The organism is Klebsiella sp. CN_Kp097, assembly GCF_040064495.1.
Lineage (GTDB): Bacteria > Pseudomonadota > Gammaproteobacteria > Enterobacterales > Enterobacteriaceae > Klebsiella > Klebsiella aerogenes.
The window spans coordinates 18,350-43,208 of sequence record NZ_JBEAIL010000033.1; the positions used below are offsets into that span (position 1 = coordinate 18,350).

17 protein-coding genes are annotated in these 24,859 nt (G+C 55.8%); 13 read left to right on the forward strand and 4 right to left on the reverse strand.

What is annotated here, in order from left to right; genetic code table 11:
• The first annotated feature begins 2 nt into the window (after window positions 1-2).
• The 3 genes from ABLV07_RS23800 to ABLV07_RS23810 all read left to right on the forward strand — a co-directional run bounded on the left by ABLV07_RS23800 (window position 3) and on the right by ABLV07_RS23810 (window position 3,907).
• Complete coding sequence (locus ABLV07_RS23800) at window positions 3-1,343, forward strand: enolase C-terminal domain-like protein (RefSeq protein ID WP_047076594.1); 1,341 nt, start codon at window positions 3-5, stop codon at window positions 1,341-1,343.
• A 17-nt stretch (window positions 1,344-1,360) separates the two neighbouring features.
• The gene (gene gudD / locus ABLV07_RS23805; RefSeq protein WP_020078056.1) at window positions 1,361-2,701 is read left to right on the forward strand and encodes a glucarate dehydratase; all 1,341 of its coding nucleotides are present in this window, start codon (window positions 1,361-1,363) and stop codon (window positions 2,699-2,701) included.
• Window positions 2,702-2,767: 66 nt separating this feature from the next.
• Window positions 2,768-3,907 (forward strand): glycerate kinase, encoded by a 1,140-nt coding sequence (locus tag ABLV07_RS23810; RefSeq protein ID WP_103825698.1) that lies wholly within the window; start codon window positions 2,768-2,770, stop codon window positions 3,905-3,907.
• Between the two features lie 526 nt (window positions 3,908-4,433).
• On the opposite strand, the gene barA is transcribed toward ABLV07_RS23810, so the two are convergent.
• A complete protein-coding gene (gene barA, locus ABLV07_RS23815; RefSeq protein ID WP_047077612.1) occupies window positions 4,434-7,184 on the reverse strand; it encodes a two-component sensor histidine kinase BarA in 2,751 nt (916 codons plus the stop codon).
• 110 nt (window positions 7,185-7,294) lie between these two features.
• On the opposite strand from barA, the gene rlmD reads away from it, so the two are divergent.
• The 5 genes from rlmD (at window position 7,295) to eno (ending at window position 15,125) form a co-directional block, all read left to right on the forward strand.
• Window positions 7,295-8,599 carry a 23S rRNA (uracil(1939)-C(5))-methyltransferase RlmD gene (gene rlmD / locus ABLV07_RS23820; protein ID WP_015369964.1) on the forward strand — a complete coding sequence of 435 codons (1,305 nt, stop codon included), beginning with the start codon at window positions 7,295-7,297 and terminating at the stop codon, window positions 8,597-8,599.
• A 128-nt stretch (window positions 8,600-8,727) separates the two neighbouring features.
• A complete protein-coding gene (gene relA / locus ABLV07_RS23825; RefSeq protein WP_015369965.1) occupies window positions 8,728-10,965 on the forward strand; it encodes a GTP diphosphokinase in 2,238 nt (745 codons plus the stop codon).
• A gap of 71 nt (window positions 10,966-11,036) precedes the next feature.
• Window positions 11,037-11,828, forward strand: a complete 792-nt coding sequence (mazG, locus tag ABLV07_RS23830; protein ID WP_015369966.1) for a nucleoside triphosphate pyrophosphohydrolase — start codon at window positions 11,037-11,039, stop codon at window positions 11,826-11,828.
• Window positions 11,829-12,107: 279 nt separating this feature from the next.
• Window positions 12,108-13,745, forward strand: a complete 1,638-nt coding sequence (gene pyrG / locus ABLV07_RS23835) for a glutamine hydrolyzing CTP synthase (RefSeq protein ID WP_015703305.1) — start codon at window positions 12,108-12,110, stop codon at window positions 13,743-13,745.
• 81 nt (window positions 13,746-13,826) lie between these two features.
• Entirely contained in the window at window positions 13,827-15,125 is a 1,299-nt protein-coding gene (eno, locus tag ABLV07_RS23840) for a phosphopyruvate hydratase (protein ID WP_015369968.1), read from the forward strand.
• Between the two features lie 67 nt (window positions 15,126-15,192).
• Here eno and ABLV07_RS23845 read toward each other — a convergent pair whose 3' ends face one another.
• The gene (locus tag ABLV07_RS23845; RefSeq protein ID WP_126028239.1) at window positions 15,193-16,302 is read right to left on the reverse strand and encodes an SDR family oxidoreductase; all 1,110 of its coding nucleotides are present in this window, start codon (window positions 16,300-16,302) and stop codon (window positions 15,193-15,195) included.
• 514 nt (window positions 16,303-16,816) lie between these two features.
• Between ABLV07_RS23845 and queE the strand changes: the two genes are divergently transcribed.
• Both queE and ABLV07_RS23855 read left to right on the forward strand, forming a co-directional pair.
• Window positions 16,817-17,488: a 7-carboxy-7-deazaguanine synthase QueE gene (gene queE, locus ABLV07_RS23850; protein WP_015369971.1), complete on the forward strand. Its 672-nt coding sequence runs from the start codon at window positions 16,817-16,819 to the stop codon at window positions 17,486-17,488.
• 191 nt (window positions 17,489-17,679) lie between these two features.
• A complete protein-coding gene (locus tag ABLV07_RS23855) occupies window positions 17,680-18,468 on the forward strand; it encodes an SDR family oxidoreductase (protein ID WP_348853847.1) in 789 nt (262 codons plus the stop codon).
• A gap of 66 nt (window positions 18,469-18,534) precedes the next feature.
• On the opposite strand, the gene queD is transcribed toward ABLV07_RS23855, so the two are convergent.
• The gene (gene queD / locus ABLV07_RS23860; RefSeq protein ID WP_015369973.1) at window positions 18,535-18,900 is read right to left on the reverse strand and encodes a 6-carboxytetrahydropterin synthase QueD; all 366 of its coding nucleotides are present in this window, start codon (window positions 18,898-18,900) and stop codon (window positions 18,535-18,537) included.
• A gap of 317 nt (window positions 18,901-19,217) precedes the next feature.
• Between queD and cysJ the strand changes: the two genes are divergently transcribed.
• The 3 genes from cysJ to cysH all read left to right on the forward strand — a co-directional run bounded on the left by cysJ (window position 19,218) and on the right by cysH (window position 23,565).
• The gene (cysJ, locus tag ABLV07_RS23865) at window positions 19,218-21,017 is read left to right on the forward strand and encodes an NADPH-dependent assimilatory sulfite reductase flavoprotein subunit (RefSeq protein ID WP_348853848.1); all 1,800 of its coding nucleotides are present in this window, start codon (window positions 19,218-19,220) and stop codon (window positions 21,015-21,017) included.
• Window positions 21,017-22,729 (forward strand): assimilatory sulfite reductase (NADPH) hemoprotein subunit, encoded by a 1,713-nt coding sequence (cysI, locus tag ABLV07_RS23870; protein ID WP_015369975.1) that lies wholly within the window; start codon window positions 21,017-21,019, stop codon window positions 22,727-22,729. Before cysJ ends, cysI begins: the two co-directional genes overlap by 1 nt.
• A gap of 101 nt (window positions 22,730-22,830) precedes the next feature.
• Window positions 22,831-23,565: a phosphoadenosine phosphosulfate reductase gene (gene cysH, locus ABLV07_RS23875; RefSeq protein ID WP_015369976.1), complete on the forward strand. Its 735-nt coding sequence runs from the start codon at window positions 22,831-22,833 to the stop codon at window positions 23,563-23,565.
• Window positions 23,566-23,638: 73 nt separating this feature from the next.
• Here cysH and ABLV07_RS23880 read toward each other — a convergent pair whose 3' ends face one another.
• On the reverse strand, window positions 23,639-24,685 hold the full coding sequence (locus ABLV07_RS23880; protein WP_015369977.1) for an aminopeptidase: 1,047 nt from the start codon (window positions 24,683-24,685) through the stop codon (window positions 23,639-23,641).
• Window positions 24,686-24,859 lie beyond the last annotated feature (174 nt).

Here is a 24,859-nt window from a genome sequence, read left to right on the forward strand (position 1 = left end):
TCATGAATACCCAATCCAGCCCAATCGTTACCGAAATGAAGGTGATTCCGGTCGCCGGGCACGACAGCATGCTGATGAACATCGGCGGCGCGCATAATGCCTGGTTTACCCGCAATATTGTGGTGTTAACCGACAACGCCGGCCATACCGGCGTCGGCGAAGCGCCCGGCGGCGAAGTCATCTACCAGACGTTGGTCGATGCCATACCCCAGGTGGTTGGGCAGGAAGTCGCTCGCCTCAACCGCGTGGTGCAGCAGGTACATAAAGGCAATCAGGCGGCGGATTTCGACACCTTCGGCAAAGGGGCATGGACCTTCGAATTGAAAGTCAATGCGGTAGCGGCGCTGGAAGCCGCGCTGCTCGACCTGCTTGGCAAGGTGTTGAATGTCCCGGTGTGCGAACTATTGGGGCCGGGCAAACAGCGTGATGCGGTGACCGTGCTGGGCTACCTGTTCTATATCGGCGACCGCGAAAAAACCGATTTGGACTATCTTGCGCGGACGCCGGGCGACCACGAATGGTACCGTCTTCGTCACCAGCAGGCGCTGAATAGCGACGCGGTAGTGCGACTGGCGGAGGCGGCGCAGGATCGCTACGGTTTTAAAGACTTTAAGCTAAAAGGCGGCGTATTACCTGGCGAGCAGGAAATCGACACCGCCCGCGCGCTGAAAAAACGCTTCCCTGACGCCCGCATTACCGTTGACCCGAACGGCGCCTGGCTGCTGGATGAAGCGATTACGCTGTGCAAAGGGCTGCAGGATGTCCTGACCTATGCCGAAGATCCGTGCGGCGCTGAACAGGGCTTTTCCGGTCGGGAAGTGATGGCCGAGTTCCGCCGCGCCACCGGGGTGCCGGTGGCGACTAACATGATAGCCACCAACTGGCGCGAAATGGGGCATGCGGTCATGCTCAACGCCGTCGATATTCCGCTGGCGGACCCGCACTTCTGGACGCTCTCCGGCGCGGTTCGGGTGGCGCAGTTGTGCGATGACTGGGGGCTGACCTGGGGCTGTCATTCGAACAACCACTTTGATATTTCTCTGGCGATGTTTACCCACGTCGGCGCCGCGGCGCCGGGCAATCCGACCGCTATAGATACCCATTGGATTTGGCAGGAGGGCGATGCGCGCCTGACGCAAAATCCGCTGCAGATTATCAACGGCAAAATCGCCGTGCCAGACGCGCCGGGACTCGGCGTGGAGCTGGACTGGGAACAGGTGCATAAAGCTCATGAGGCCTATAAGGCGCTGCCAGGCGGCGCGCGTAACGATGCGGGCCCGATGCAGTATCTGATTCCCGGTTGGACATTCGACCGTAAACGCCCCGTTTTCGGCCGTCATTAATTAAAAAGGATTACGCTATGACTACATCATCTTCAACGCCAATTGTGACCGCTATGCAGGTTATCCCGGTCGCCGGGCATGACAGCATGCTGATGAACCTGAGCGGCGCGCACGCGCCGTACTTCACCCGTAATATCGTTATCATCAAAGATAACTCCGGGCACACGGGCGTTGGCGAAATCCCCGGCGGCGAAAAGATCCGCCAGACCCTGGAAGACGCCGCGCCGTTGGTGGTGGGTAAAACGCTGGGCGAGTACAAAAATGTGCTGAGCGCCGTGCGTAACCAGTTTGCCGACCGCGATGCCGGCGGCCGCGGCCTGCAAACCTTCGATCTGCGCACTACCATTCACGTGGTGACCGGGATTGAAGCGGCGCTGCTGGATCTGCTGGGCCAGCATCTGGGCGTGAACGTTGCTTCTCTGCTTGGCGACGGTCAGCAGCGGAGCGAAGTCGAAATGCTGGGCTACCTGTTCTTTGTCGGTAACCGCCACGCGACGCCGCTGGCTTATCAAAGCCAGCCGGATGAACAGTGCGACTGGTATCGTATTCGTCATGAAGAGGCGATGACGCCGGAGGCTGTGGTTCGTCTGGCGGAAGCCGCTTACGAAAAATATGGCTTCAATGACTTTAAACTGAAGGGCGGGGTGTTGGCCGGTTTTGAAGAAGCCGAAGCGATTAGCGCGCTGGCGAAGCGTTTCCCTGATGCGCGCGTGACCCTCGACCCGAACGGCGCCTGGCTGCTGGATGAAGCCATCCAGATAGGTAAACAGCTGAAAGGCGTGCTGGCCTATGCGGAAGATCCTTGCGGCGCTGAACAAGGTTTCTCCGGCCGCGAAGTGATGGCTGAATTCCGTCGGGCGACCGGGCTGCCGACCGCGACCAACATGATCGCCACCGACTGGCGGCAGATGGGCCATACGCTGTCGCTACAATCGGTGGATATTCCGCTGGCGGACCCGCACTTCTGGACCATGCAAGGGTCGGTACGCGTGGCGCAGATGTGTCATGAATTCGGCCTGACCTGGGGTTCGCACTCTAATAATCACTTCGACGTGTCGCTGGCGATGTTTACCCATGTTGCCGCGGCGGCGCCGGGTAAAATTACCGCTATCGATACCCACTGGATCTGGCAGGAGGGCAACCAGCGTCTGACCAAACAGCCGTTTGAAATCAAAGGCGGTATGGTGCAGGTGCCGGCGACGCCGGGTCTGGGCGTTGAGCTGGATATGGACCGCGTGATGCAGGCTAATGAGCTATATAAGAAACATGGCCTGGGCGCGCGTGATGACGCCATGGCGATGCAATATTTAATCCCGAACTGGACCTTTGATAACAAACGTCCTTGCATGGTTCGCTAAGATAACGCCGACCCTGTAAGGGTCGGCAACTGCCGGTCGCCGGGGTTATTCATATTAAGGACACTTATGAAGATAGTGATCGCGCCGGATTCTTACAAAGAGAGCCTGAGTGCGCTGGACGTCGCCACCGCGATAGAAACGGGGTTCCGCGAAATTTATCCCCATGCGGAGTACGTTAAAGTCCCGGTTGCCGACGGCGGCGAGGGTACCGTTGAGGCGATGGTGGCCGCGACCCAAGGGCATATCGTACAAGTCAGTGTTACCGGGCCGCTTGGCGAACCGGTCAACGCCTTTTACGGCCTCTCCGGCGATATGCGCTGCGCCTATATCGAAATGGCGGCAGCCAGCGGACTGGAAAGCGTGCCGCCCACGCGACGTAATCCGCTACTGACCACCTCCTGGGGAACCGGCGAGCTGATTCGTCACGCGTTGGATGCAGGGGTTTCGCAGATTATTATTGGCATCGGCGGCAGCGCGACCAATGACGGCGGCGCCGGTATGGCACAGGCGTTGGGAGCGAAACTGCTGAGCGCCGGCCAACAGCAAATTGCGCCGGGCGGCGGCGCGCTGGAGACGCTGGCGCGGATCGATCTTAGCGAACTGGATCCAAGATTGGCGGATTGCCGGATTGATGTCGCCTGCGACGTTACCAATCCGTTAACCGGCCCGCAGGGCGCAAGCGCGGTGTTTGGCCCGCAAAAAGGGGCGACGGCGGCGATGATTGAGCGTCTTGACCGCGGCCTGCAACACTTTGCGCAGATTATCGACCGCGATTTAGATATTGACGTGCTGAACCTGGAAGGGGGAGGGGCGGCGGGTGGTATGGGGGCGGCGTTGTATGCGTTTTGCGGCGCCAACCTACGTCCGGGAATTGAGATTGTGACCGATGCGCTGGGGTTGGCAGAGCTAGTGGCTGATGCCGATTTGGTGATTACCGGTGAAGGGCGTATCGACAGCCAGACCATTCACGGCAAGGTACCGGTGGGGGTGGCGAAGGTTGCGAAACGCTTCAACGTGCCGGTGATTGGGATTGCCGGCAGCCTGACCGCCGATGTTGGCGTCGTGCATCAGCATGGCCTCGATGCCGTCTTTAGCGTGCTCTATTCCGTCTGTACCCTGGAAGAGGCGCTGGCGAACGCCGCCGCCAACGTGCGGATGACGGCACGTAACGTGGCGGCGGTATTAGAGATGGGCGGCAAGCGGTAACCCGGCCGGCGCAGTGGTATTGGTAGCCCGGATAAGGTGCGTAGCGCCGCGATCCGGACCCTCTCCCCGGTGGCGCTTACGCTTACCGGGGCTACCAACTGTTATCGGTTTGCAACTTTATAGCTTGAGAAAGGCGTTTATCCCGTTTCGCTTCAGAGTATATTGCGCTCCCGGTTAATTTTTTCTGCAATATGTTTTCCGTGGCGCAGGGAGCGTACAGAGGGCTCCGGCCGCCAAAATCGCCACTTCGAGTACCTTCGACTTATCCCGGCCTGCCGGGAACGTCTCAGCGATTTTGAGGCCACCAACACCGGCAGTTTCAGTCAGTGTGGTGAATAAATTAACGACAGGCCGCACGGACCGTAGGCCGGATAAGGCGCAGCCGCCATCCGGCGCAAAAGCGGCGCCTTAACCGCGGATATTGCCCGGCGGCGCTGTGCTTGCGCGGGCCTACAGATCCAGTGCAATGGGTGGGCCCAGTGCCATAGGTAGCCCGGATAAGACGCGCAGCGCCGCTATCCGGGGTTTACACTCCCATCTTGCACGCTTCGCGGGCGACGTTATCCATCTCGTCTAACAGTTCCAGCAGTTCCGGCTCCAGCTCTTCCGGCGCGGTACCTGCGCGCAACTGGCTTTCAAGGGTATGGCACAGTTTTTTCAGCCGCGGTACGCCGCTATAGCTGCAGCTGCCGTGCAGTTTATGAATTAAATCCAGCAACCCTTCCGGCGTTTCGCCAACCAGCTGTTCTTCAACTTTATTGCGCACCTCCGGCATAAAGGCGAGCAGCATTTGCAGCATCTCCCGCGCGAGGTCTGGTTTCATGGCAGCCTGACGCAGCGCCAGCTGCCAGTTGAGCGTGACGTTATGATCGATAACCGGCTCCACCGGTTCGGCTAATTGCGGCGCGGCGACGTGCATGCCGGGCTGATAGCGCAACAGCAGGGTGCTAAGCTTATCTTCTTCAATTGGCTTCGCCAGATAATCGTTCATCCCGGCGGCCAGCAGTTTCTCGCGCTGCCCCTCAAGGGCGTGGGCGGTCACCGCGATCACCGGGGTCTGCTGCTGATGCGGGAGATGGCGGATCAATTCACAGGCGCGAATGCCGTCCATATCCGGCATTTGAATATCCATCAGAATGAGATCCAACTGCGACTGTTTGGCCTGCTCTACGGCATCCTGGCCGCTATCGCACAGAATGACATGCTGCACCAGATCGTCCAGCAGCGCGCCAATAAGCTTGAGGTTGGCCGGGTTATCATCTACCGCCATTACCGTCATCGCCAGTTTATCGCTATCGATATAGGGCTGTGGCACCGGCGGCTGCGCGCGGCAAGAGGCCATCAGCACCGGGAAAAGCCGCGTGGAGGTCAATGGTTTAAGCAGGCAGGCGGTAACACCGTTTCTTTTCAGCTCTTCGGCGCTAACCTGCGCGTGGCAAGGCAGCCCCAGCACCAGGGTATCGGAAAGTGAGCAAGCGCGGACCAGTTTTTCCCGCTGGTTGCTGAGATCGCGCATCGACACCGGAATACCGGCCAGTAAAATATCGTAGTGCGCATCCGGCAGCGCTGACAGCGTCGGGCTGTAGACCACTTCCAGCGGTGTGGTTGCCAGCAGTTCCATCGTGCTTTGCGCAGCGGTGGTATTGGCTTCAATGTAGGCCAGCTTCTTGCCCGCCAGGCAATGGGTATCGAAACCGTCGGTAATGGCGTTCGGATTCAGGTCAAGGCTGATATGGAACCAGAAAGTGGAACCGCGGTTCGGCTGACTATGGAATGAGATATCGCCGCCCATCTCTTTGACCAGCCGCTGAGTGATAACCAGCCCCAGGCCGGTGCCGCCGTGGCGGCGTGAGATACTGGCATCGGCCTGACGGAAGGCCTGGAACAACCGCGACTGATCGCGCTCCGGAATGCCGATGCCGGTATCATGAATCTGTACTTCGATTTGTACTCGCGAATTGCTCATCGCCCGCTGTTCAACCAGCACATCAATGTTGCCGTGTTCGGTGAATTTAATCGCGTTACCCACCAGATTGGTGATCACCTGCTGCAGGCGCAGCGGATCGCCAATCACATTATCCGGGACATCGCTTTTAATGTTGAGGGTGAGCTCAAGACCTTTATCGTGCGCCGAATGTGCCAGCAAGGTCACCACTTCATCCAGGGTATTACGCAGCAGGAAAGGAATGCTTTCCAGAATCAGCTTGCCCGCTTCGAGCTTGGAGAAATCCAGCACGTCATTGATGATGGCCAGCAGATTATTCGCCGAACGTTCGATGGTGGTCAGGTGGTCGCGCTGGGTAGCGTTGAGATCGGTTTTCAAGGTCAGGCGGGTAAAGCCAATCACGCCGTTAAGCGGAGTTCGTAGCTCGTGCGACATATTGGCAAGGAACTCGGACTTGATGCGCGCGGCCTCCTGGGCGCGCTTTTTCGCCAGATCCAGCTCGACGTTCTGAATCTCCATCTGCTCCAGCGTTTCGCGCAGATCCGAGGTCGCCTGATCGACATTGTGCTGCATCTCCTCGTGGTAGGCCGCCAGCGACATCGCCATCGAGTTAATGCCGTTTTTCAGCATATCCAACTCGCCGAGCATAAAACCTTCAACGCGGCTATCCAACTGGCCGCGGCGGATGCGGTCAACGGTGTTGACCATATTACGAATCGGTCCGGTCACGTCGCGCATCAGGCGCCAGCCGAAAATCAGCGCAATGCCGATACAAAACAGCATCATGACGCTTGAGATAAATATCTCTTTGTACTGCTGCAGGCGCACAGATTTAAGGTCGAGCTCCAGCGCCACATAGCCGAGCATATTGTCCGGCATTTTAGCATCGCTTTCCGGCGACTCATCGGGCAGATAGCTTTCTGACACAATAGGCGTGCGCAGCACCATGATGTCGCCGTGGCGGGTGACGCTCAGTCGGCGAGGGAAGGGCACGCCGCGCGGGAGCTGTATTTCCCGCGGATCGAGCTGGAAGTTAGAGGTAACGAACAGCCGGTTTTTAGCATCATAAATAGAAATAGCCCGCACGATATCGGAATGGCGGCGGTGAAGCACGCTGATAAGTTGGCCGATCGCCTCGCGATTTTGCAAATTCATGCCGTACTCACTGGATACCGCCAGCGGTTCGATAATACTGGCGCCGGCATCTTCCAACTGCCGCTGCAGGTCGTTATAGCGGTGGGCAACGAAGAAAATACTGAGCAGCAGACCAATCAAAACGGTCGGCGCCAGAATAAGAATCATCATGCGAGCACGTAGGCTGTAGTTGGTCATGCGGTTCCATTATGGGAGAATATACATATCAACCTTCAGACGGCTTCTGCATTGGTAGCCCGAATGATTTCATGTATAGAGTCAGTATATTTTTGAGATAATCCTCTACGATGGCGCAATTCTACTCTGCAAAACGGCGTGTGACGACGCGCCAGATCATAACCGTGACGGTAAATGACCTTGATCCCTTTGGCCAGGGCGTAGCCCGTCATCAGGGTAAGGCGCTGTTTATCCCCGGCCTGTTGCCGCAAGAGCAGGCGGAAGTCGTGCTGGTAGAGGATAAAAAACAGTATGCCCGCGCTCAGGTTAAACGCCGCCTCAACGACAGCCCACAGCGCGTCGCGCCGCGCTGCCCGCATTTCGGCGTCTGCGGCGGATGTCAGCAGCAACATGCGAGCATTGAACTACAGCAGCAAAGCAAGCGCGCCGCGCTCTCCCGCCTGATGAAACGTGACGTTGACGACATTATAGCCGCTGAACCCTGGGGCTACCGGCGTCGGGCGCGTTTGAGCTTGAATTATCAGCCAAAGACCCAACAACTGCAGATGGGTTTTCGCAAGGCCAACTCCAGCGAAATCATCGATGTGGTGCAGTGCCCCGTTTTGGTGCCCCAACTTGAGGCGTTGTTACCCGCGGTGCGCGAGTGTTTAACCAGCCTGCAATCACAACGTCAACTTGGCCACGTTGAACTGGTGCAGGCGGATAATGGCCCGCTGATGGTTTTACGCCATACCGCCGCGCTGACGGCGGCGGATAAAGAAAAACTGGAACGTTTTTCGCAAACTCACGGTCTATCCCTGTACCTCGCGCCGCAAAGCGAGATACTTGAACATATTCGCGGCGATGAACCATGGTACACGTCAGACGGACTACGCTTAGTGTTCAGTCCGCGCGATTTTATCCAGGTCAACGATGGCGTAAACCAGAAAATGGTGCGTACGGCGCTGGCCTGGTTAGATATTCAGCCGCAGGACCGCGTTCTGGATCTGTTTTGCGGTATGGGCAATTTCACCCTGCCGCTGGCCAAAGTGGCGGCGAGCGTGGTGGGCGTCGAAGGCGTACCCGCGCTGGTGGCAAAGGGACGGGAAAATGCCGCCCTCAATGAATTGCAGAACGTGACTTTCTTTCATGAAAACCTGGAAGAAGATGTTACCCGGCAGGCCTGGGCGAAGCATGGCTTTGATAAAATTCTACTCGACCCGGCAAGAGCCGGGGCGCCGGGCGTGATGGCGCATATTATCAAGCTGGCACCGCGGCGGATGGTCTATGTTTCATGTAACCCGGCGACGCTGGCGCGCGATAGCGAAGCGTTGCTTCAGGCGGGATATCGCATTCAACGTCTGGCGATGCTGGACATGTTCCCGCACACCGGGCACCTGGAATCGATAGTATTGTTTGAGCGCGAGCTTACATAAAATTGTTCAGCCCGCATCGAGGCGACAGTGAAGATGCCTGATGGCGGTGTGGACTGAAGGATGAAGTATGACGGGTATAAAATACGGCTTGCTGACTTCGGTAGGCTGAGTCCCTTAAGGAGAGGACAATGGTTGCGGTAAGAAGTGCACATCTTAATAAAGCTGGTGAGTTTGACCCGAAGAAATGGATCGCGAGTCTGGGGATTTCCAGCCAGCAGTCGTGTGAGCGCTTAGCCGAGACCTGGGATTATTGTCGCGTAACAACGCAGGGACACCCGCAGGCGGATCTCCTGCTTTGGCGCGGCGTGGAGATGGTAGAAATTCTCTCCATGCTCAATATGGATATCGATACCTTGCGGGCCGCTTTACTGTTTCCGCTGGCGGACGGCAACGTCGTCAGCGAAGAGGTCCTGCAAGAGAGCGTCGGCAAATCCGTCGTTACCCTGATTCACGGCGTGCGTGATATGGCGGCGATTCGCCAGCTTAAAGCCACGCACACCGACACCGTCTCCTCAGAACAGGTCGACAATATTCGCCGCATGCTGCTGGCGATGGTCGATGATTTCCGCTGCGTGGTTATCAAGCTTGCGGAACGTATCGCTCACCTGCGCGAGGTAAAAGATGAACCCGAAGATGAGCGCGTACTGGCAGCAAAAGAGTGTACCAATATCTATGCGCCGCTGGCGAACCGCTTAGGCATCGGTCAACTGAAGTGGGAACTGGAAGACTACTGCTTCCGTTACCTGCATCCAGCCGAATATAAGCGTATTGCTAAGTTGCTGCACGAACGCCGTATCGACCGCGAACATTACATCGATGAGTTCGTCGGCCACCTGCGTTCAGAAATGAAAAATGAAGGCGTGAAGGCTGAGGTATACGGGCGTCCGAAGCATATCTATAGCATCTGGCGCAAAATGCAGAAGAAGCATCTCGCTTTTGATGAGCTGTTTGATGTGCGCGCGGTACGTATCGTCGCTGAACGTTTGCAGGATTGCTACGCGGCGCTGGGGATCGTGCATACCCACTATCGTCATCTGCCTGACGAATTTGATGATTACGTCGCCAACCCGAAACCGAACGGCTACCAGTCTATTCACACCGTGGTGCTTGGGCCGGGCGGGAAAACGGTTGAGATCCAAATTCGCACCAAACAGATGCATGAAGACGCCGAGCTCGGCGTGGCGGCGCACTGGAAGTATAAAGAGGGGGCCAGCGCCGGGGCGAGCGGCGGTCGCGGCCATGAAGACCGTATCGCCTGGCTGCGTAAGCTGATCGCCTGGCAGGAAGAGATGGCCGATTCCGGCGAAATGCTCGACGAAGTGCGCAGCCAGGTCTTCGACGACCGGGTCTACGTGTTTACGCCGAAGGGCGACGTGGTTGATCTGCCGGCGGGCTCAACTCCGCTCGACTTTGCCTACCATATCCATAGCGATGTCGGGCACCGCTGCATCGGCGCCAAAATTGGCGGGCGCATTGTGCCGTTCACCTATCAGCTGCAGATGGGCGATCAGATTGAGATAATCACCCAGAAGCAGCCGAACCCAAGCCGCGACTGGCTGAACCCGAACCTTGGCTACGTGACCACCAGCCGTGGACGCTCCAAAATTCACGCCTGGTTCCGTAAACAGGATCGCGATAAAAACATTCTCGCCGGGCGGCAGATCCTCGACGATGAGCTCGAGCATCTGGGCATCAGCCTGAAGGATGCCGAGAAACATCTGCTGCCGCGCTACAACTTTAATGAACTGGATGAACTGCTGGCGGCTATCGGCGGCGGCGATATTCGCCTTAACCAGATGGTCAACTTCCTGCAGGCGCAGTTCAACAAACCGAGCGCCGCCGAGCAGGATGCCGCCGCGCTGAAGCAACTGCAGCAAAAAACCTACACCCCGCAGAACCGCAGCAAAGATAATGGCCGGGTGGTGGTTGAGGGCGTCGGCAATCTGATGCATCACATTGCCCGCTGCTGCCAGCCGATCCCCGGCGACGAAATCGTCGGCTTTATCACCCAGGGGCGCGGGATTTCAGTACACCGCGCCGACTGCGATCAGCTGGCTGAGCTGCAGTCTCACGCGCCGGAACGCATCGTTGATGCGGTATGGGGTGAGAGCTATTCGGCGGGATATTCGCTGGTGGTGCGCGTGGTCGCCAACGACCGCAGCGGCCTGCTGCGCGACATTACCACTATTCTTGCCAACGAGAAGGTGAACGTGCTGGGGGTGGCCAGCCGCAGCGATACGAAACAGCAGCTGGCGACCATCGATATGACCATTGAAATCTACAACCTGCAGGTGTTGGGCCGGGTGCTCGGCAAGCTGAACCAGGTGCCGGATGTGATCGACGCGCGTCGTCTGCACGGCGGTTAATTCGTCTGTAGGCCGGATAAGGCATAAATGCCTTTGCGGGCCTACTATTTTTAAATTTCCAGGATTGTTACATGACTCAAATTGACCGCCTGCTCGGTATTATGCGTCGCCTACGCGACCCGGAAAACGGCTGCCCGTGGGATAAAGAACAGACCTTTGCCACTATCGCCCCTTACACCCTTGAAGAGACCTATGAAGTGCTGGACGCCATTGCGCGCGAAGATTTTGACGATCTGCGCGGCGAGCTTGGCGATCTGCTGTTCCAGGTGGTGTTCTATGCGCAGATGGCGCAGGAAGAAGGGCGTTTTGATTTCAACGATATCTGCGCCGCCATCAGCGACAAACTGGAACGTCGTCATCCGCATATCTTTGGCGATGCTTCGGCCGGGAACAGTGCGGAAGTGCTGGCGCGCTGGGAGCAGATTAAGAGCGCGGAACGAGCGGAAAAGGCGCAACACTCGGCGCTGGATGATATTCCGCATAGCCTGCCGGCGCTGATGCGCGCGCATAAAATTCAGCGTCGCTGCTCGGCGGTGGGCTTTGACTGGACCTCGCTTGGCCCGGTGCTCGATAAAGTGCATGAAGAGATAGATGAAGTCATGCATGAAGCGCAGCAGGCGGTGGTTGATGACGCTAAACTTGAGGAAGAAGTGGGCGATTTGCTGTTCGCCACGGTGAATTTGTCCCGTCATTTAGGGGTTAAAGCTGAGGTCGCATTGCAGAAAGCGAACCTCAAATTTGAGCGCCGCTTCCGCGAAGTTGAGCGGATTGTCGCCGCCAGAGGTCTGGAAATGACCGGCGTTGACCTCGAAACCATGGAAGAAGTGTGGCAGGAAGTAAAACGCCAGGAAACTGATCTCTAACGAGTTTTCGTGATCAAGCGCTATTTGTGTGATTTTATAAATAACAAGCGCTTGATTTACGTCAAAAACATTTCGCCAAAAGCGGCTATTTTCTCATTCCGTTATGTTGTTGAAACACCATGTAGCCTGCCTCTTCGAGTTGTTCGAGTCGCAACGCAGGTGCGGCTGGTAGAAAGAAGAGGAGGGGAGAATGAAAGTTTGTGGCGTCACGCATGTTCGGGTATACTACTTTCCCGTCCTGGTTATTCCATCGTTTTACCCTAACTTCTCAGGTTCAGCATGACAACGAACTATATTTTTGTGACCGGCGGGGTCGTATCCTCTCTGGGTAAAGGCATTGCCGCAGCTTCCCTGGCAGCCATTCTTGAAGCCCGTGGGCTCAATGTAACTATCATGAAACTGGATCCGTACATCAACGTCGATCCGGGCACCATGAGCCCAATCCAGCACGGGGAAGTGTTCGTTACTGAAGACGGCGCTGAAACCGATCTGGACCTGGGCCACTACGAGCGCTTCATCCGCACCAAGATGACTCGCCGCAACAACTTCACTACCGGTCGAATCTACTCCGACGTTCTGCGTAAAGAGCGCCGTGGCGACTACCTGGGCGCAACCGTACAGGTTATCCCGCACATCACCAACGCCATCAAAGAGCGCGTACTGGCTGGCGGCGAAGGCCATGACGTGGTGCTGGTTGAAATCGGCGGTACCGTAGGCGATATCGAATCCCTGCCGTTCCTCGAAGCTATTCGCCAGATGGCGGTAGAAATCGGCCGTGAGCATACCCTGTTCATGCACTTGACCCTGGTGCCATACATGGCGGCGGCGGGTGAAGTCAAAACTAAACCGACTCAGCACTCTGTTAAAGAGCTGCTCTCCATCGGTATCCAGCCAGATATCCTGATTTGCCGCTCCGATCGCGCGGTTCCGGCCAACGAACGTGCAAAAATTGCATTGTTCTGTAACGTCCCGGAAAAGGCTGTGATTTCTCTGAAAGACGTCGATTCCATTTATAAAATTCCAGGCCTGTTGAAATCTCAGGGGCTGGACGATTATATTTGTAAACGATTCAGCTTAACTTGTCCGGAAGCAAACCTGGCCGAATGGGAACAGGTAATCTATGAAGAAGCTAACCCGGCAGGCGAAGTCACCATTGGTATGGTCGGTAAGTACATTGAACTGCCGGATGCCTACAAATCGGTGATTGAAGCGCTGAAACACGGTGGTCTGAAAAACCGCGTGACCGTCAACATCAAGCTTATCGATTCGCAGGATGTTGAAACGCGCGGCGTCGAAATCCTCAAAGATTTAGACGCGATCCTCATCCCGGGCGGCTTCGGCTACCGCGGCGTTGAAGGCAAGATCGCCACCGCGCGCTATGCGCGTGAGAACAATATTCCATATCTGGGTATCTGCCTGGGTATGCAGGTTGCGCTGATTGAGTTCGCGCGCAACGTAGCGGGCATGGAAAACGCCAACTCTACGGAATTTGTGCCAGACTGTAAGTACCCGGTGGTGGCGCTGATTACCGAATGGCGTGACGAAGAAGGCAACGTTGAAGTTCGTTCCGAGAAGAGCGACCTCGGCGGCACCATGCGCCTTGGCGCGCAGCAGTGCCAGCTGGGTGATGATTCTCTGGTCCGTCAGCTGTACGGCGAGCCGACTATCACCGAGCGCCATCGTCACCGCTACGAAGTCAACAACATGTTGTTGAAACCGATTGAAGCTGCCGGCCTGCGCGTTGCGGGCCGTTCCGGGGATGATCAGTTGGTCGAGATCATCGAAGTGCCGAACCATCCGTGGTTTGTGGCCTGCCAGTTCCACCCGGAGTTTACTTCGACGCCGCGTGACGGCCACCCGCTGTTTGCAGGCTTTGTGAAAGCCGCGAGCGAGTACCAGAAGCGTCAGGCGAAGTAAAAAGAGTTAGAACGGCAATGCACCCAATTGGGTGCATTGTTTGTCTGGAGTTTTAGTTTAACTTGTACTGAGGAAAACCTAATGTCCAAAATCGTTAAAGTCATCGGTCGTGAAATCATCGACTCCCGTGGTAACCCGACTGTTGAAGCCGAAGTACACCTGGAAGGTGGTTTCGTCGGTATGGCAGCTGCTCCGTCAGGTGCTTCTACTGGTTCCCGCGAAGCGCTGGAACTGCGCGATGGCGACAAATCCCGTTTCCTGGGTAAAGGCGTAACCAAAGCTGTTGCTGCGGTAAACGGCCCGATCGCTCAGGCAGTCCTGGGTAAAGATGCTAAAGATCAAGCTGGCATCGATAAGATCATGATCGACCTGGACGGTACTGAAAACAAATCCAACTTCGGTGCGAACGCAATCCTGGCGGTATCCCTCGCGAACGCCAAAGCAGCAGCTGCTTCTAAAGGCCAGCCGCTGTTCGAACACATTGCTGAACTGAACGGCACTCCGGGCAAATACTCTATGCCGGTTCCGATGATGAACATCATCAACGGTGGTGAGCACGCTGACAACAACGTCGACATCCAGGAATTCATGATTCAGCCGGTTGGCGCGCCGACTCTGAAAGAAGCCGTACGCATGGGTTCTGAAGTGTTCCATCACCTGGCGAAAGTTCTGAAATCCAAAGGTATGAACACTGCAGTTGGTGACGAAGGCGGCTACGCGCCGAACCTGGGTTCCAACGCCGAAGCGCTGGCTGTTATCGCTGAAGCGGTTAAAGCAGCAGGCTACGAACTGGGCAAAGACATCACTCTGGCGATGGACTGCGCAGCTTCTGAATTCTACAAAGACGGTAAATACGTTCTGGCTGGCGAAGGCAACAAAGCGTTCACTTCTGAAGAGTTCACCCACTTCCTGGAAGAGCTGACCAAACAGTACCCGATCGTCTCCATCGAAGATGGTCTGGACGAGTCTGACTGGGACGGTTTCGCATACCAGACCAAAGTACTGGGCGACAAAATCCAGCTGGTTGGTGACGATCTGTTCGTAACCAACACCAAGATCCTGAAAGAAGGCATCGAAAAAGGCATCGCTAACTCCATCCTGATCAAATTCAACCAGATCGGTTCTCTGACCGAAACTCTGGCTGCAATCAAGATGGCGAAAGACGCTGGCTACACCGCTGTCATCTCTCACCGTTCTGGCGAAACTGAAGACGCTACCATCGCTGACCTGGCTGTTGGTACCGCTGCAGGCCAGATCAAAACTGGTTCTATGAGCCGTTCTGACCGCGTTGCTAAATACAACCAGCTGATTCGTATCGAAGAAGCGCTGGGTGAAAAAGCGCCGTACAACGGTCGTAAAGAGATCAAAGGCCAGGCTTAATCCTGACTTTTTGTGAAATAAAAATGCCAGTCTGCGGACTGGCATTTTTTTTACCTGCTAATTGCACTTACTTGAAATCGACGGCCATCTGCTGCGGGATAGAGAGCCCGCGGGTGGTTTGTACGCAGCGGTCGATATAATCGGTGAAGCGCGGCGGTTTAGGCATGCCCAGGCTGAGCAGCTTATCATTGCTGAAGCGGACGTTAAGCGTCGCGAAGGCGCCATACAGGCGCATCGCTTTGAGCATCAGGCGCTCGTTGCACGGGCCAAAAATATCCTTCAACTCACGGCGCATTTTAACCAGCGTCTCGTAGCTGACCTGCGCGTATCGGTCGCCTACCGGAGCCTGCTCCAGCGCTGAGGCCATCGCGCGATCGATTTCCGCAAATTTCACGCTGTTTTCTTCTCCGGCGGAGATATGCACGACTTCACCACGCGCCAACGGGCGCTGCAATAACATCAGCAGCGCATCGGCGCAGTAGTCGACCGGGATCACGTCAACACGGTCTTCCAGGGAGCAGAGGAATTTTTGCAGCATCAGCCCCATGCTGAACACCCAAAAAATGCTGCTTGAGGGCTGGCAACCGTGATGAGTATGACCAACGACGATAGAAGGGCGGGCGATGGCTAACGGTAACGTCGGACATTGCACCTGCATCAGGCGCTCAATCGTCGATTTGGAATGGGTATACTCCACCAGATGCTCGGCGTGCTCGCGGAATTCAGCGCTTTCTGCGACCAGTGAATCTGGCTCCGGGGTACAAGACATCGCGGTGCCGACGTGGAGAAAACGTTGTAGTCCAGCTACGCGGGACATCCGTTGGGCAAATTTGAACGTTCCTTCGACGTTCACTTTCCAGATGAGTGGATTATTACCAAATGAGGCGACGGCAGCGCTGTTGATCACGTGAGTGACCTGCTCCAGGCGCGGGTCGCTCAGGAACGTCTCCGGTGATGACAAATCGCCGAGCAGGATCTGCCGGGGGGTTAATGCGGCCAGCTTCTCCTCTGCAATATTGAATTTACGCAGGTTTTCCTTCACCCGGGCCAGAGCCGCTTCATCGTTATTGGCTCGCACCAGGAGCAGTAGATTAATCCCATTTTCATTATTGAGGATATTCTCTAATACCGCTCCACCCAGAAATCCGGTAACGCCTGTAATTAATAATGTATTCATGAATGCAGTCTCTCATGGTTGGTCGACTGGATTCTAGGCGCAGAAAATTAAACGGAGATTAAATAAAAACAGGCGGCAACAAGCGCTTTCTTAAGCTTATTTTAAGCTATGGAAATCAAGTGAATTGAATTTGACCCTGGGCGAAGATAAAAGATTCATTGTTTCATGTATCGGTTTGTACATCGTTGATTAATAATTTCTTTTTGTTGCTTTGGACAGCGATGGATAATGTCATTACGATCATCAAAGACATTCTTTGTTACATCTTTATCCGCGCGCAGATACATCTGAAGAAAGTAATAAATAATCCAATTCAATGACCAAGTGCGGCGCATGCTAAAATAATACTCAAAATATCGTAAATACATTTTGTGCTTATTTTATAGTTTGCTAGCTAATATAAAAAGATGGCTTACGAAAAGCTGACGATGGGGTCTGGTAATCGCAGCTGAGGACAAGACCTGAGCGCCTGAATCTGCGATAATACCTTTTTACCACCTGAACAGAGATGACTATGCAGTACCCGATTAACGAGATGTTCCAGACCTTGCAAGGCGAGGGTTACTTTACCGGCGTGCCTGCCATTTTTATTCGTTTGCAGGGATGCCCGGTTGGTTGCGCCTGGTGCGATACCAAACATACCTGGGATAAGCTGGCCGATCGGGAAGTGTCTCTATTTAGTATCCTCGCTAAAACCAAAGAGAGCGATAAGTGGGGCCCGGCGACCAGCGACGATCTGCTGGCGATCATTGGCCGTCAGGGATGGACCGCCCGTCACGTCGTGATTACCGGCGGCGAGCCCTGTATTCACGATCTCACGCCGTTGACCGATCTGCTTGAGCAACATGGTTTCAGCTGCCAGATTGAAACCAGCGGCACCCATGAAGTGCGCTGCAGCCACAACACCTGGGTCACGGTCTCGCCGAAAGTGAACATGCGCGGCGGCTATGATGTGCTTTCGCAGGCGCTGCAGCGCGCCGATGAAATCAAGCATCCGGTTGGCCGCGTGCGCGATATCGAAGCGCTGGATGAACTGCTGGAAACGCTGGCCGACGAAAAGCCGCGTATTATTGCCTTGCAGCCGATTAGCCAAAAAGAAGATGCCACGCGGTTGTGCATTGAGACCTGTATCGCCCGAAACTGGCGCTTATCCATGCAGACGCATAAATACCTGAACATCGCCTGATCACCTCTTTCATTGCCGGGTAGGTTGCTAACCGCCCGGCAGCTCTCTTCTTCATATATGAATTCATCTTTGCACTCGATTTCAGCGCCGGGGTTGAGATACGCCTTCATGACAGCAGTGCTATCATTGGCGCATTAATTCAGCCGCCTGAAGCGGGCGGCTGATACGTTGACTTAAGGAACGAGTTAACCATGCAGCCAATTGATCCATCCACTGCCTTCTCTATGGACTTCTTCTCGCTCAAGGGGAAAACCGCTATCGTTACCGGTGGTAATAGCGGCCTGGGGCAGGCTTTTGCCGTTGCTCTGGCGACCGCCGGCGCGAATCTGTTTGTTCCCGCTCTGCGCGAAGAACACACGCAAACCCGCAAACTTATCGAACAGCAGGGCGTTGAGCTGGAATTCATGCTGGCGGATATCACCGATGGCGGTATGCCGCAGCGGATTATCGCCGCCTGCTGCGAACGTTTCGGTACCGTTGATATTCTGGTGAACAATGCCGGTATTTGTCAGTTGAATAAGGTGCTGCGCTTTGGGCGAACAGACTGGGATCCGATGATCGAGACTAACCTGACCGCAGCGTTCGAGCTTAGCCACGAAGCCGCGAAAATTATGGTTCCGCGGCGAAGCGGTAAGATTATTAATATCTGTTCGGTGTTTTCTTATCTCGGCGGCAGCTGGTCGCCGGCCTATGCCGCCACCAAGCATGCGCTGGCTGGCTTAACCAAAGCCTACTGCGATGAGCTGGGCCCGCATAATATTCAGGTTAACGGCATCGCGCCTGGCTATTACGAAACCGCCATGACCGCTATCACCCGTAGTATCCCAAAAGAGAACCGACGCGTGCTGGCGCATATACCCGCAGGCCGTTGGGGAGAAGCGCAGGATTTAATGGGCGCCATTGTGTTCCTCGCCAGCCGGGCCTCGGATTACGTTAACGGCCATATTCTGGCGGTGGATGGCGGCTATCTGGTGCGTTGATTCCAACGGCGTGGGATGAAACAGAAAACCGCCTTGGCAGCAGCCCGATGGCGGATAGGCAGGGAATTACTCGCCGCGATAGACGCAGCCTGCGGTGCAGGTCTCTTTTACCATTACCGCGCTCAGCAGAGGAACCAGCGGTTTCATTTGATCCCAAATCCATTTGGCCAGCACTTCGCTGGTTGGGTTCTCCAGTCCTGGGATATCGTTCAGGTAATAGTGGTCTAAACGATCGTAGGTCGGTTTAAACGCGGCTTTCAGCTCGGCGAAATCCATGATCCACCCGGTATGGGGATCGACTTCACCGGTAATCTCCAGACGCACCATAAAAGAGTGACCATGCAGGCGACCGCATTTGTGGCCTTTCGGTACGTGCGGCAGGTGGTGGGCGGCTTCGAAGGTGAAATCTTTAAACAGCGTGGTGGACATCATTAACTCTCAACAGGACGAAAAAAACCGCCGTAGGGTACCGGAAAGTACATTTTTTAGCATTAACTAAAACGGCCCTGAACGCAAAATCGCCGTTTTTGTGGTGTTTTGATGATTTAATTTATTTTTTTTCAATAGGTTAACTAATCGCTTTTGTTGTTAATAACTATAACTAAAACAGGTTAGTCCATTTGGTTATTTGTTATTTCCATCCCTTCTTTAATTGTTAGTATGCCCGCCGTTAACCTTACAATCTCTTCTGTTTTTGTCGCGCTGACAGGGCGTGAATAACAGCTTTGCTTACTGGAACATAACGACGCATGACGACACAGGCCCCACCTTCCAATCTGCTGCCGCTAAACCCGGAGCAACTGGCGCGCCTACAGGCGGCCACGACTGACTTTACGCCAACCCAACTGGCTTGGGTGTCCGGCTATTTCTGGGGCATGCTGAATCAGCAGCCCGGCGCCGTGGTAAGCGCGCCCGCTCAGGCGGTAGAAGCGCCGGCCATCACCCTGATTTCCGCTTCGCAGACCGGCAACGCGCGTCGGGTTGCCGAAGCGCTGCGCGACGATTTGCAGGCCGCGCAGCTGAACGTGAAACTGGTGAACGCCGGCGACTATAAATTCAAACAAATCGCCGGTGAAAAACTGCTGGTCGTGGTGACGTCGACCCAGGGTGAAGGTGAGCCGCCGGAAGAAGCCGTCGCATTGCATAAATTCCTGTTTTCAAAGAAAGCGCCGAAGCTCGATGGCACCGCCTTCGCGGTGTTTGGCCTCGGCGATACCTCCTATGAGTTTTTCTGCCAGTCCGGCAAAGATTTCGATAGCAAACTGGCCGAACTGGGCGGCGAACGCCTGCTCGATCGCGTTGATGCCGACGTTGAATATCAAGCCGCGGCGGCGGAATGGCGCGCTCGCGTAGTGGATGTGCTGAAAGCGCGCGCGCCGACGGCTGCGCCTGCCCAGCTTGCGACCAGCTGCGCCGTGAATGAAATTCATACCAGTCCATATACTAAAGAAGCGCCGCTGACGGCGACGCTTGCTGTGAATCAAAAAATAACCGGTCGCGACTCGGAAAAAGATGTCCGTCATATTGAGATCGATCTGGGTGATTCCGGCCTGCGTTATCAGCCGGGAGATGCGCTAGGCGTGTGGTATCAGAACGATCCTGCGCTGGTCAAAGAGCTGGTGGAGCTGCTGTGGCTCAAGGGTGATGAACCGGTCACGATCGAAGGCAAAACGCTGCCGCTGGCGCAAGCGCTGGAGTGGCATTTCGAGCTGACGGTCAATACCGCCAATATTGTTGAGAACTATGCCACCCTGACCCGCAGTGAAACGCTGCTGCCGCTGGTTGGCGATAAAGCGCAGTTGCAGCACTACGCTGCGACGACGCCTATCGTCGATATGGTGCGCTTCTCGCCGGCACAGCTGGATGCCGAAGCCCTAATCGGTCTGCTGCGCCCGCTAACGCCGCGCCTCTACTCTATTGCGTCCTCACAGGCGGAAGCGGAAAACGAAGTCCACGTTACCGTTGGCGTCGTGCGTTATGACATCGAAGGCCGCGCTCGCGCCGGCGGCGCGTCCAGCTTCCTCGCCGACCGCGTGGAGGAAGATGGCGAAGTGCGAATCTTTATCGAACACAATGACAACTTCCGTCTGCCTGCCAACCCGCAAACCCCGGTTATCATGATTGGCCCTGGAACCGGGATTGCGCCGTTCCGCGCCTTTATGCAGCAGCGCGCGGCGGAAGGGGCGCAAGGGAAGAACTGGTTGTTCTTCGGCAATCCGCATTTCACGGAAGATTTCCTCTATCAGGTGGAATGGCAGAGCTACGTCAAAGAGGGCGTGTTGAGCCGAATCGACCTGGCCTGGTCCCGCGATCAACAACAAAAAGTCTATGTACAGGACAAACTGCGCGAGCAGGGGGCTGAAGTGTGGCGTTGGATTAACGACGGCGCCCATATTTATGTCTGCGGCGATGCCAATCGTATGGCGAAAGACGTCGAGCAGGCGTTACTGGAAGTGATTGCCGAATACGGCGCGATGGACGCCGAAGCGGCGGACGAATTTTTAAGTGAGCTGCGCGTTGAGCGCCGTTATCAGCGAGATGTCTACTAATGAGCGAAAAACATCCTGGCCCGCTGGTGGTCGAAGGTAAACTCTCCGACGCCGAGCGTATGAAGATCGAGAGCAACTACCTGCGCGGCACCATCGCGGAAGATTTAAATGACGGCCTGACCGGCGGTTTTAAAGGCGACAACTTCCTGCTCATCCGCTTCCACGGTATGTACCAGCAGGACGACCGCGATATTCGCGCAGAACGCGCGGCGCAGAAACTGGAGCCGCGCCACGCGATGCTGCTGCGTTGCCGTCTGCCGGGCGGCGTTATCACCACCAAACAGTGGCAGGCGATCGATAAATTCGCCGCGGATAACACCATCTACGGCAGTATTCGTCTGACCAACCGTCAGACTTTCCAGTTCCACGGTATTCTGAAGAAGAACGTGAAGCCGGTGCATCAGATGCTGCACTCCGTTGGGCTGGACGCGCTGGCGACCGCCAACGACATGAACCGCAATGTGCTGTGCACCTCGAACCCGTTTGAGTCGCAGCTGCATGCCGAAGCCTACGAGTGGGCGAAGAAGATCTCTGAACATCTGCTGCCGCGTACCCGCGCCTATGCTGAGATCTGGTTGGATCAGGAAAAGGTCGCCACCACCGACGAGGAACCGATCCTCGGCCAGACCTATCTGCCGCGTAAATTCAAAACGACGGTGGTGATCCCGCCGCAGAACGATATCGATCTGCATGCCAATGATATGAACTTCGTGGCGATTGCGGAAAACGGCAAGCTTGTCGGCTTTAACCTGCTGGTGGGCGGCGGGTTGTCTATCGAGCACGGTAATAAGAAAACCTATGCGCGTACCGCCAGCGAGTTTGGCTATCTGCCGCTGGAGCATACCCTGGCAGTGGCGGAAGCGGTCGTGACCACCCAGCGCGACTGGGGTAATCGTACCGATCGTAAAAACGCGAAAACCAAATATACCCTTGAGCGCGTCGGCGTGGAGACCTTCAAGGCGGAAGTTGAGCGTCGTGCCGGGATCAAATTCGAACCGATTCGTCCGTACGAGTTTACCGGCCGCGGCGACCGCATCGGCTGGGTTAAGGGTATCGATAATAACTGGCACCTGACGCTGTTTATTGAGAACGGCCGTATTCTGGATTATCCGGGCCGCCCGCTGAAAACTGGCCTGCTGGAGATCGCGAAGATTCACAAAGGTGAATTCCGTATCACCGCCAACCAGAACCTGATCATCGCCAGCGTACCGGAAGATCAGAAAGCGCGGATCGAGAAACTGGCCCGCGATCATGGCCTGATGAATGCCGTCACGGCGCAGCGTGAGAACTCAATGGCCTGCGTGTCGTTCCCGACCTGTCCGTTAGCGATGGCCGAAGCCGAGCGTTTCCTGCCGTCGTTTATCGACAAGGTCGAAGAGGTGATGAGCAAGCACGGCGTTGGCGATGAGCATATCGTAACCCGCGTCACGGGTTGCCCGAACGGCTGCGGCCGCGCGATGCTGGCGGAAGTTGGCCTGGTGGGTAAAGCCCCTGGCCGCTATAACCTGCATATTGGCGGCAACCGCAGCGGGACGCGCATTCCACGAATGTATCGTGAAAATATCACCGAGCCGGAGATCCTTGCTTCGCTCGACGAGCTGGTAGGGCGCTGGGCGAAAGAGCGCGAAGCGGGTGAAGGCTTCGGCGACTTTACGGTGCGTGCGGGCATCATTCGCCCGGTGCTCGACCCGGCGCGAGATTTCTGGGAATAACCTGAATTGCCGGATAGCGGCATGAATGCTTTATCAGGCCTACCGTTCGCGTAGGCCTGATAAGCGAAGCGCCATCAGGCAAGGCACACAGTGAGGAATCTATGTCCAAACTCGATCTAAACGCGCTGAACGATCTGCCTAAAGTAGAACGCGTCATGGCGCTGGCGGAAGTTAACACTCAGCTGGAAAAACTCAGCGCCGAAGAACGCGTGGCGTGGGCGCTGGAAAACCTGCCCGGCGACTATGCGCTCTCTTCAAGCTTTGGTATTCAGGCGGCAGTCAGCCTGCATCTGGTGAACCAGCTGCGCCCGGACATTCCGGTGATCCTGACCGATACCGGCTATCTGTTCCCGGAAACCTATCAGTTTATTGATGAATTGACCGAGAAGCTCAACCTGAACCTTAAAGTCTACCGGGCGACGGAAAGCGCCGCCTGGCAGGAAGCGCGTTACGGCAAACTGTGGGAGCAGGGCGTTGAAGGCATTGAGAAGTACAATGAAATCAACAAAGTTGAGCCGATGAACCGGGCGCTGAAGGAGCTCAACACCCGCACCTGGTTTGCTGGCCTGCGCCGCGAGCAGTCCGGCAGCCGGGCGCATTTACCGGTGCTGGCTATCCAGCGCGGCGTCTTTAAGCTGCTGCCGATTATCGACTGGGATAACCGGACGGTTTATCAGTATCTGCAAAAGCACGGCCTGAAATACCACCCGCTATGGGAGCAGGGGTATTTGTCCGTCGGTGACACTCACACCACCCGTAAATGGGAACCCGGTATGGCGGAAGAAGAAACCCGATTCTTTGGCCTCAAGCGGGAGTGCGGATTGCACGAAGGCTAAGCGATGCGCTATGCCGGAGAGTGTTATTCCAAAGCGGACACGCGGGCTATACCGCGGGTTCGCTTTGCGAAAATCACTTTTTCTTCTCAACTTTCGCCAGCTCTTTCACCAGCGGCAGCATCACTTTGACAACATCGCGCCCGCGGTGCTCGATCCTTCCCGGCAGCGCTTTGTCGATATACTGTTGGTTATCCAGTTGTACATCATGCCAGCTGGTACCCTGCGGGAAGCTACGGGTTTTACTGCGCTGCTGATAGCCATCCTTTTTACCCAATGACCAGTTAGTCGCTTCCACAGAGAGTACCGGGATCCCGGCGCTATCAAAAACGCTGGCATCGTTACAGCAACCGGTGCCTTTCGGGAACTCCGGATTCAGCCCTGGATTGGTGAACGCGGCGATACCGTGACTACGGGCGATAGCCAGCGCGCGATCGCGGGTCAGCTTGCGTACCGATGCCGGCGTGCTGCGCCCGCTATTGAAATAGAGCTTATCGCCGACCACCAGGTTATCGAGATTAATCACCAGTAGCGTATTTTTCTTTTCCGCCTCGCTCATGCGTTTAAGTATGTTTTGCGCGCCCAGGCGGCCTTCTTCCTCGCCGCTGGTGGCGATAAAGCGAATGCCGTAACGGGTGGGGACGTTCTTTAAATGTTCCGCCAGCTCCAGCAGCACGCCGAGCCCCATTGCGTTATCGTCGATCCCCTGCAGCGTCAGGCCGCCAAGGTTGTTCTCAACGTCTTTATCGCTCTGCGGCGCGTAGGTATCGAGGTGCGCCATAATAATGATTTGCTGGCGAGACTGGCCTTCATGCGCGGCGATAACCGTGCTGCCGGTGGCGTTGTGCCAGTTCTTACGTTGATTGCTGTCGGTATAGATGTAGCGGGTATTAAAGCTACGCACGTCGCTCTGATAACCCATCTGGGCAAACTGTTGACGAAGATAATCGGCTGATAGCATCTCGGCCGGCGTACCGGTCATTCTTCCGGGGAAGACGGTAGCAATATGGCGGGCCTGGGTATTGGCGGTGTCGCCCAGGGCGCTGAATGCCGGAGCGGCGGAGAAGACAAAACCTGTGCCAAGCGCCAGCGGCAGCAGACGGCGGCACATCGCGGAAAACATAATGGGTCCTTACACAAGCGAAACATTTCGACCGCGTTAGTATGAAACTGTGACGGCGCTTAAACAATTTCATTTGCTCTTAAATAGCGGAAAATGAGCGTGTTAAGCACTTTTTGATATTTAGATTTCCAGCTCGTTATTCTTTTGCGTCACAACTCATTCCATTTCGTAATT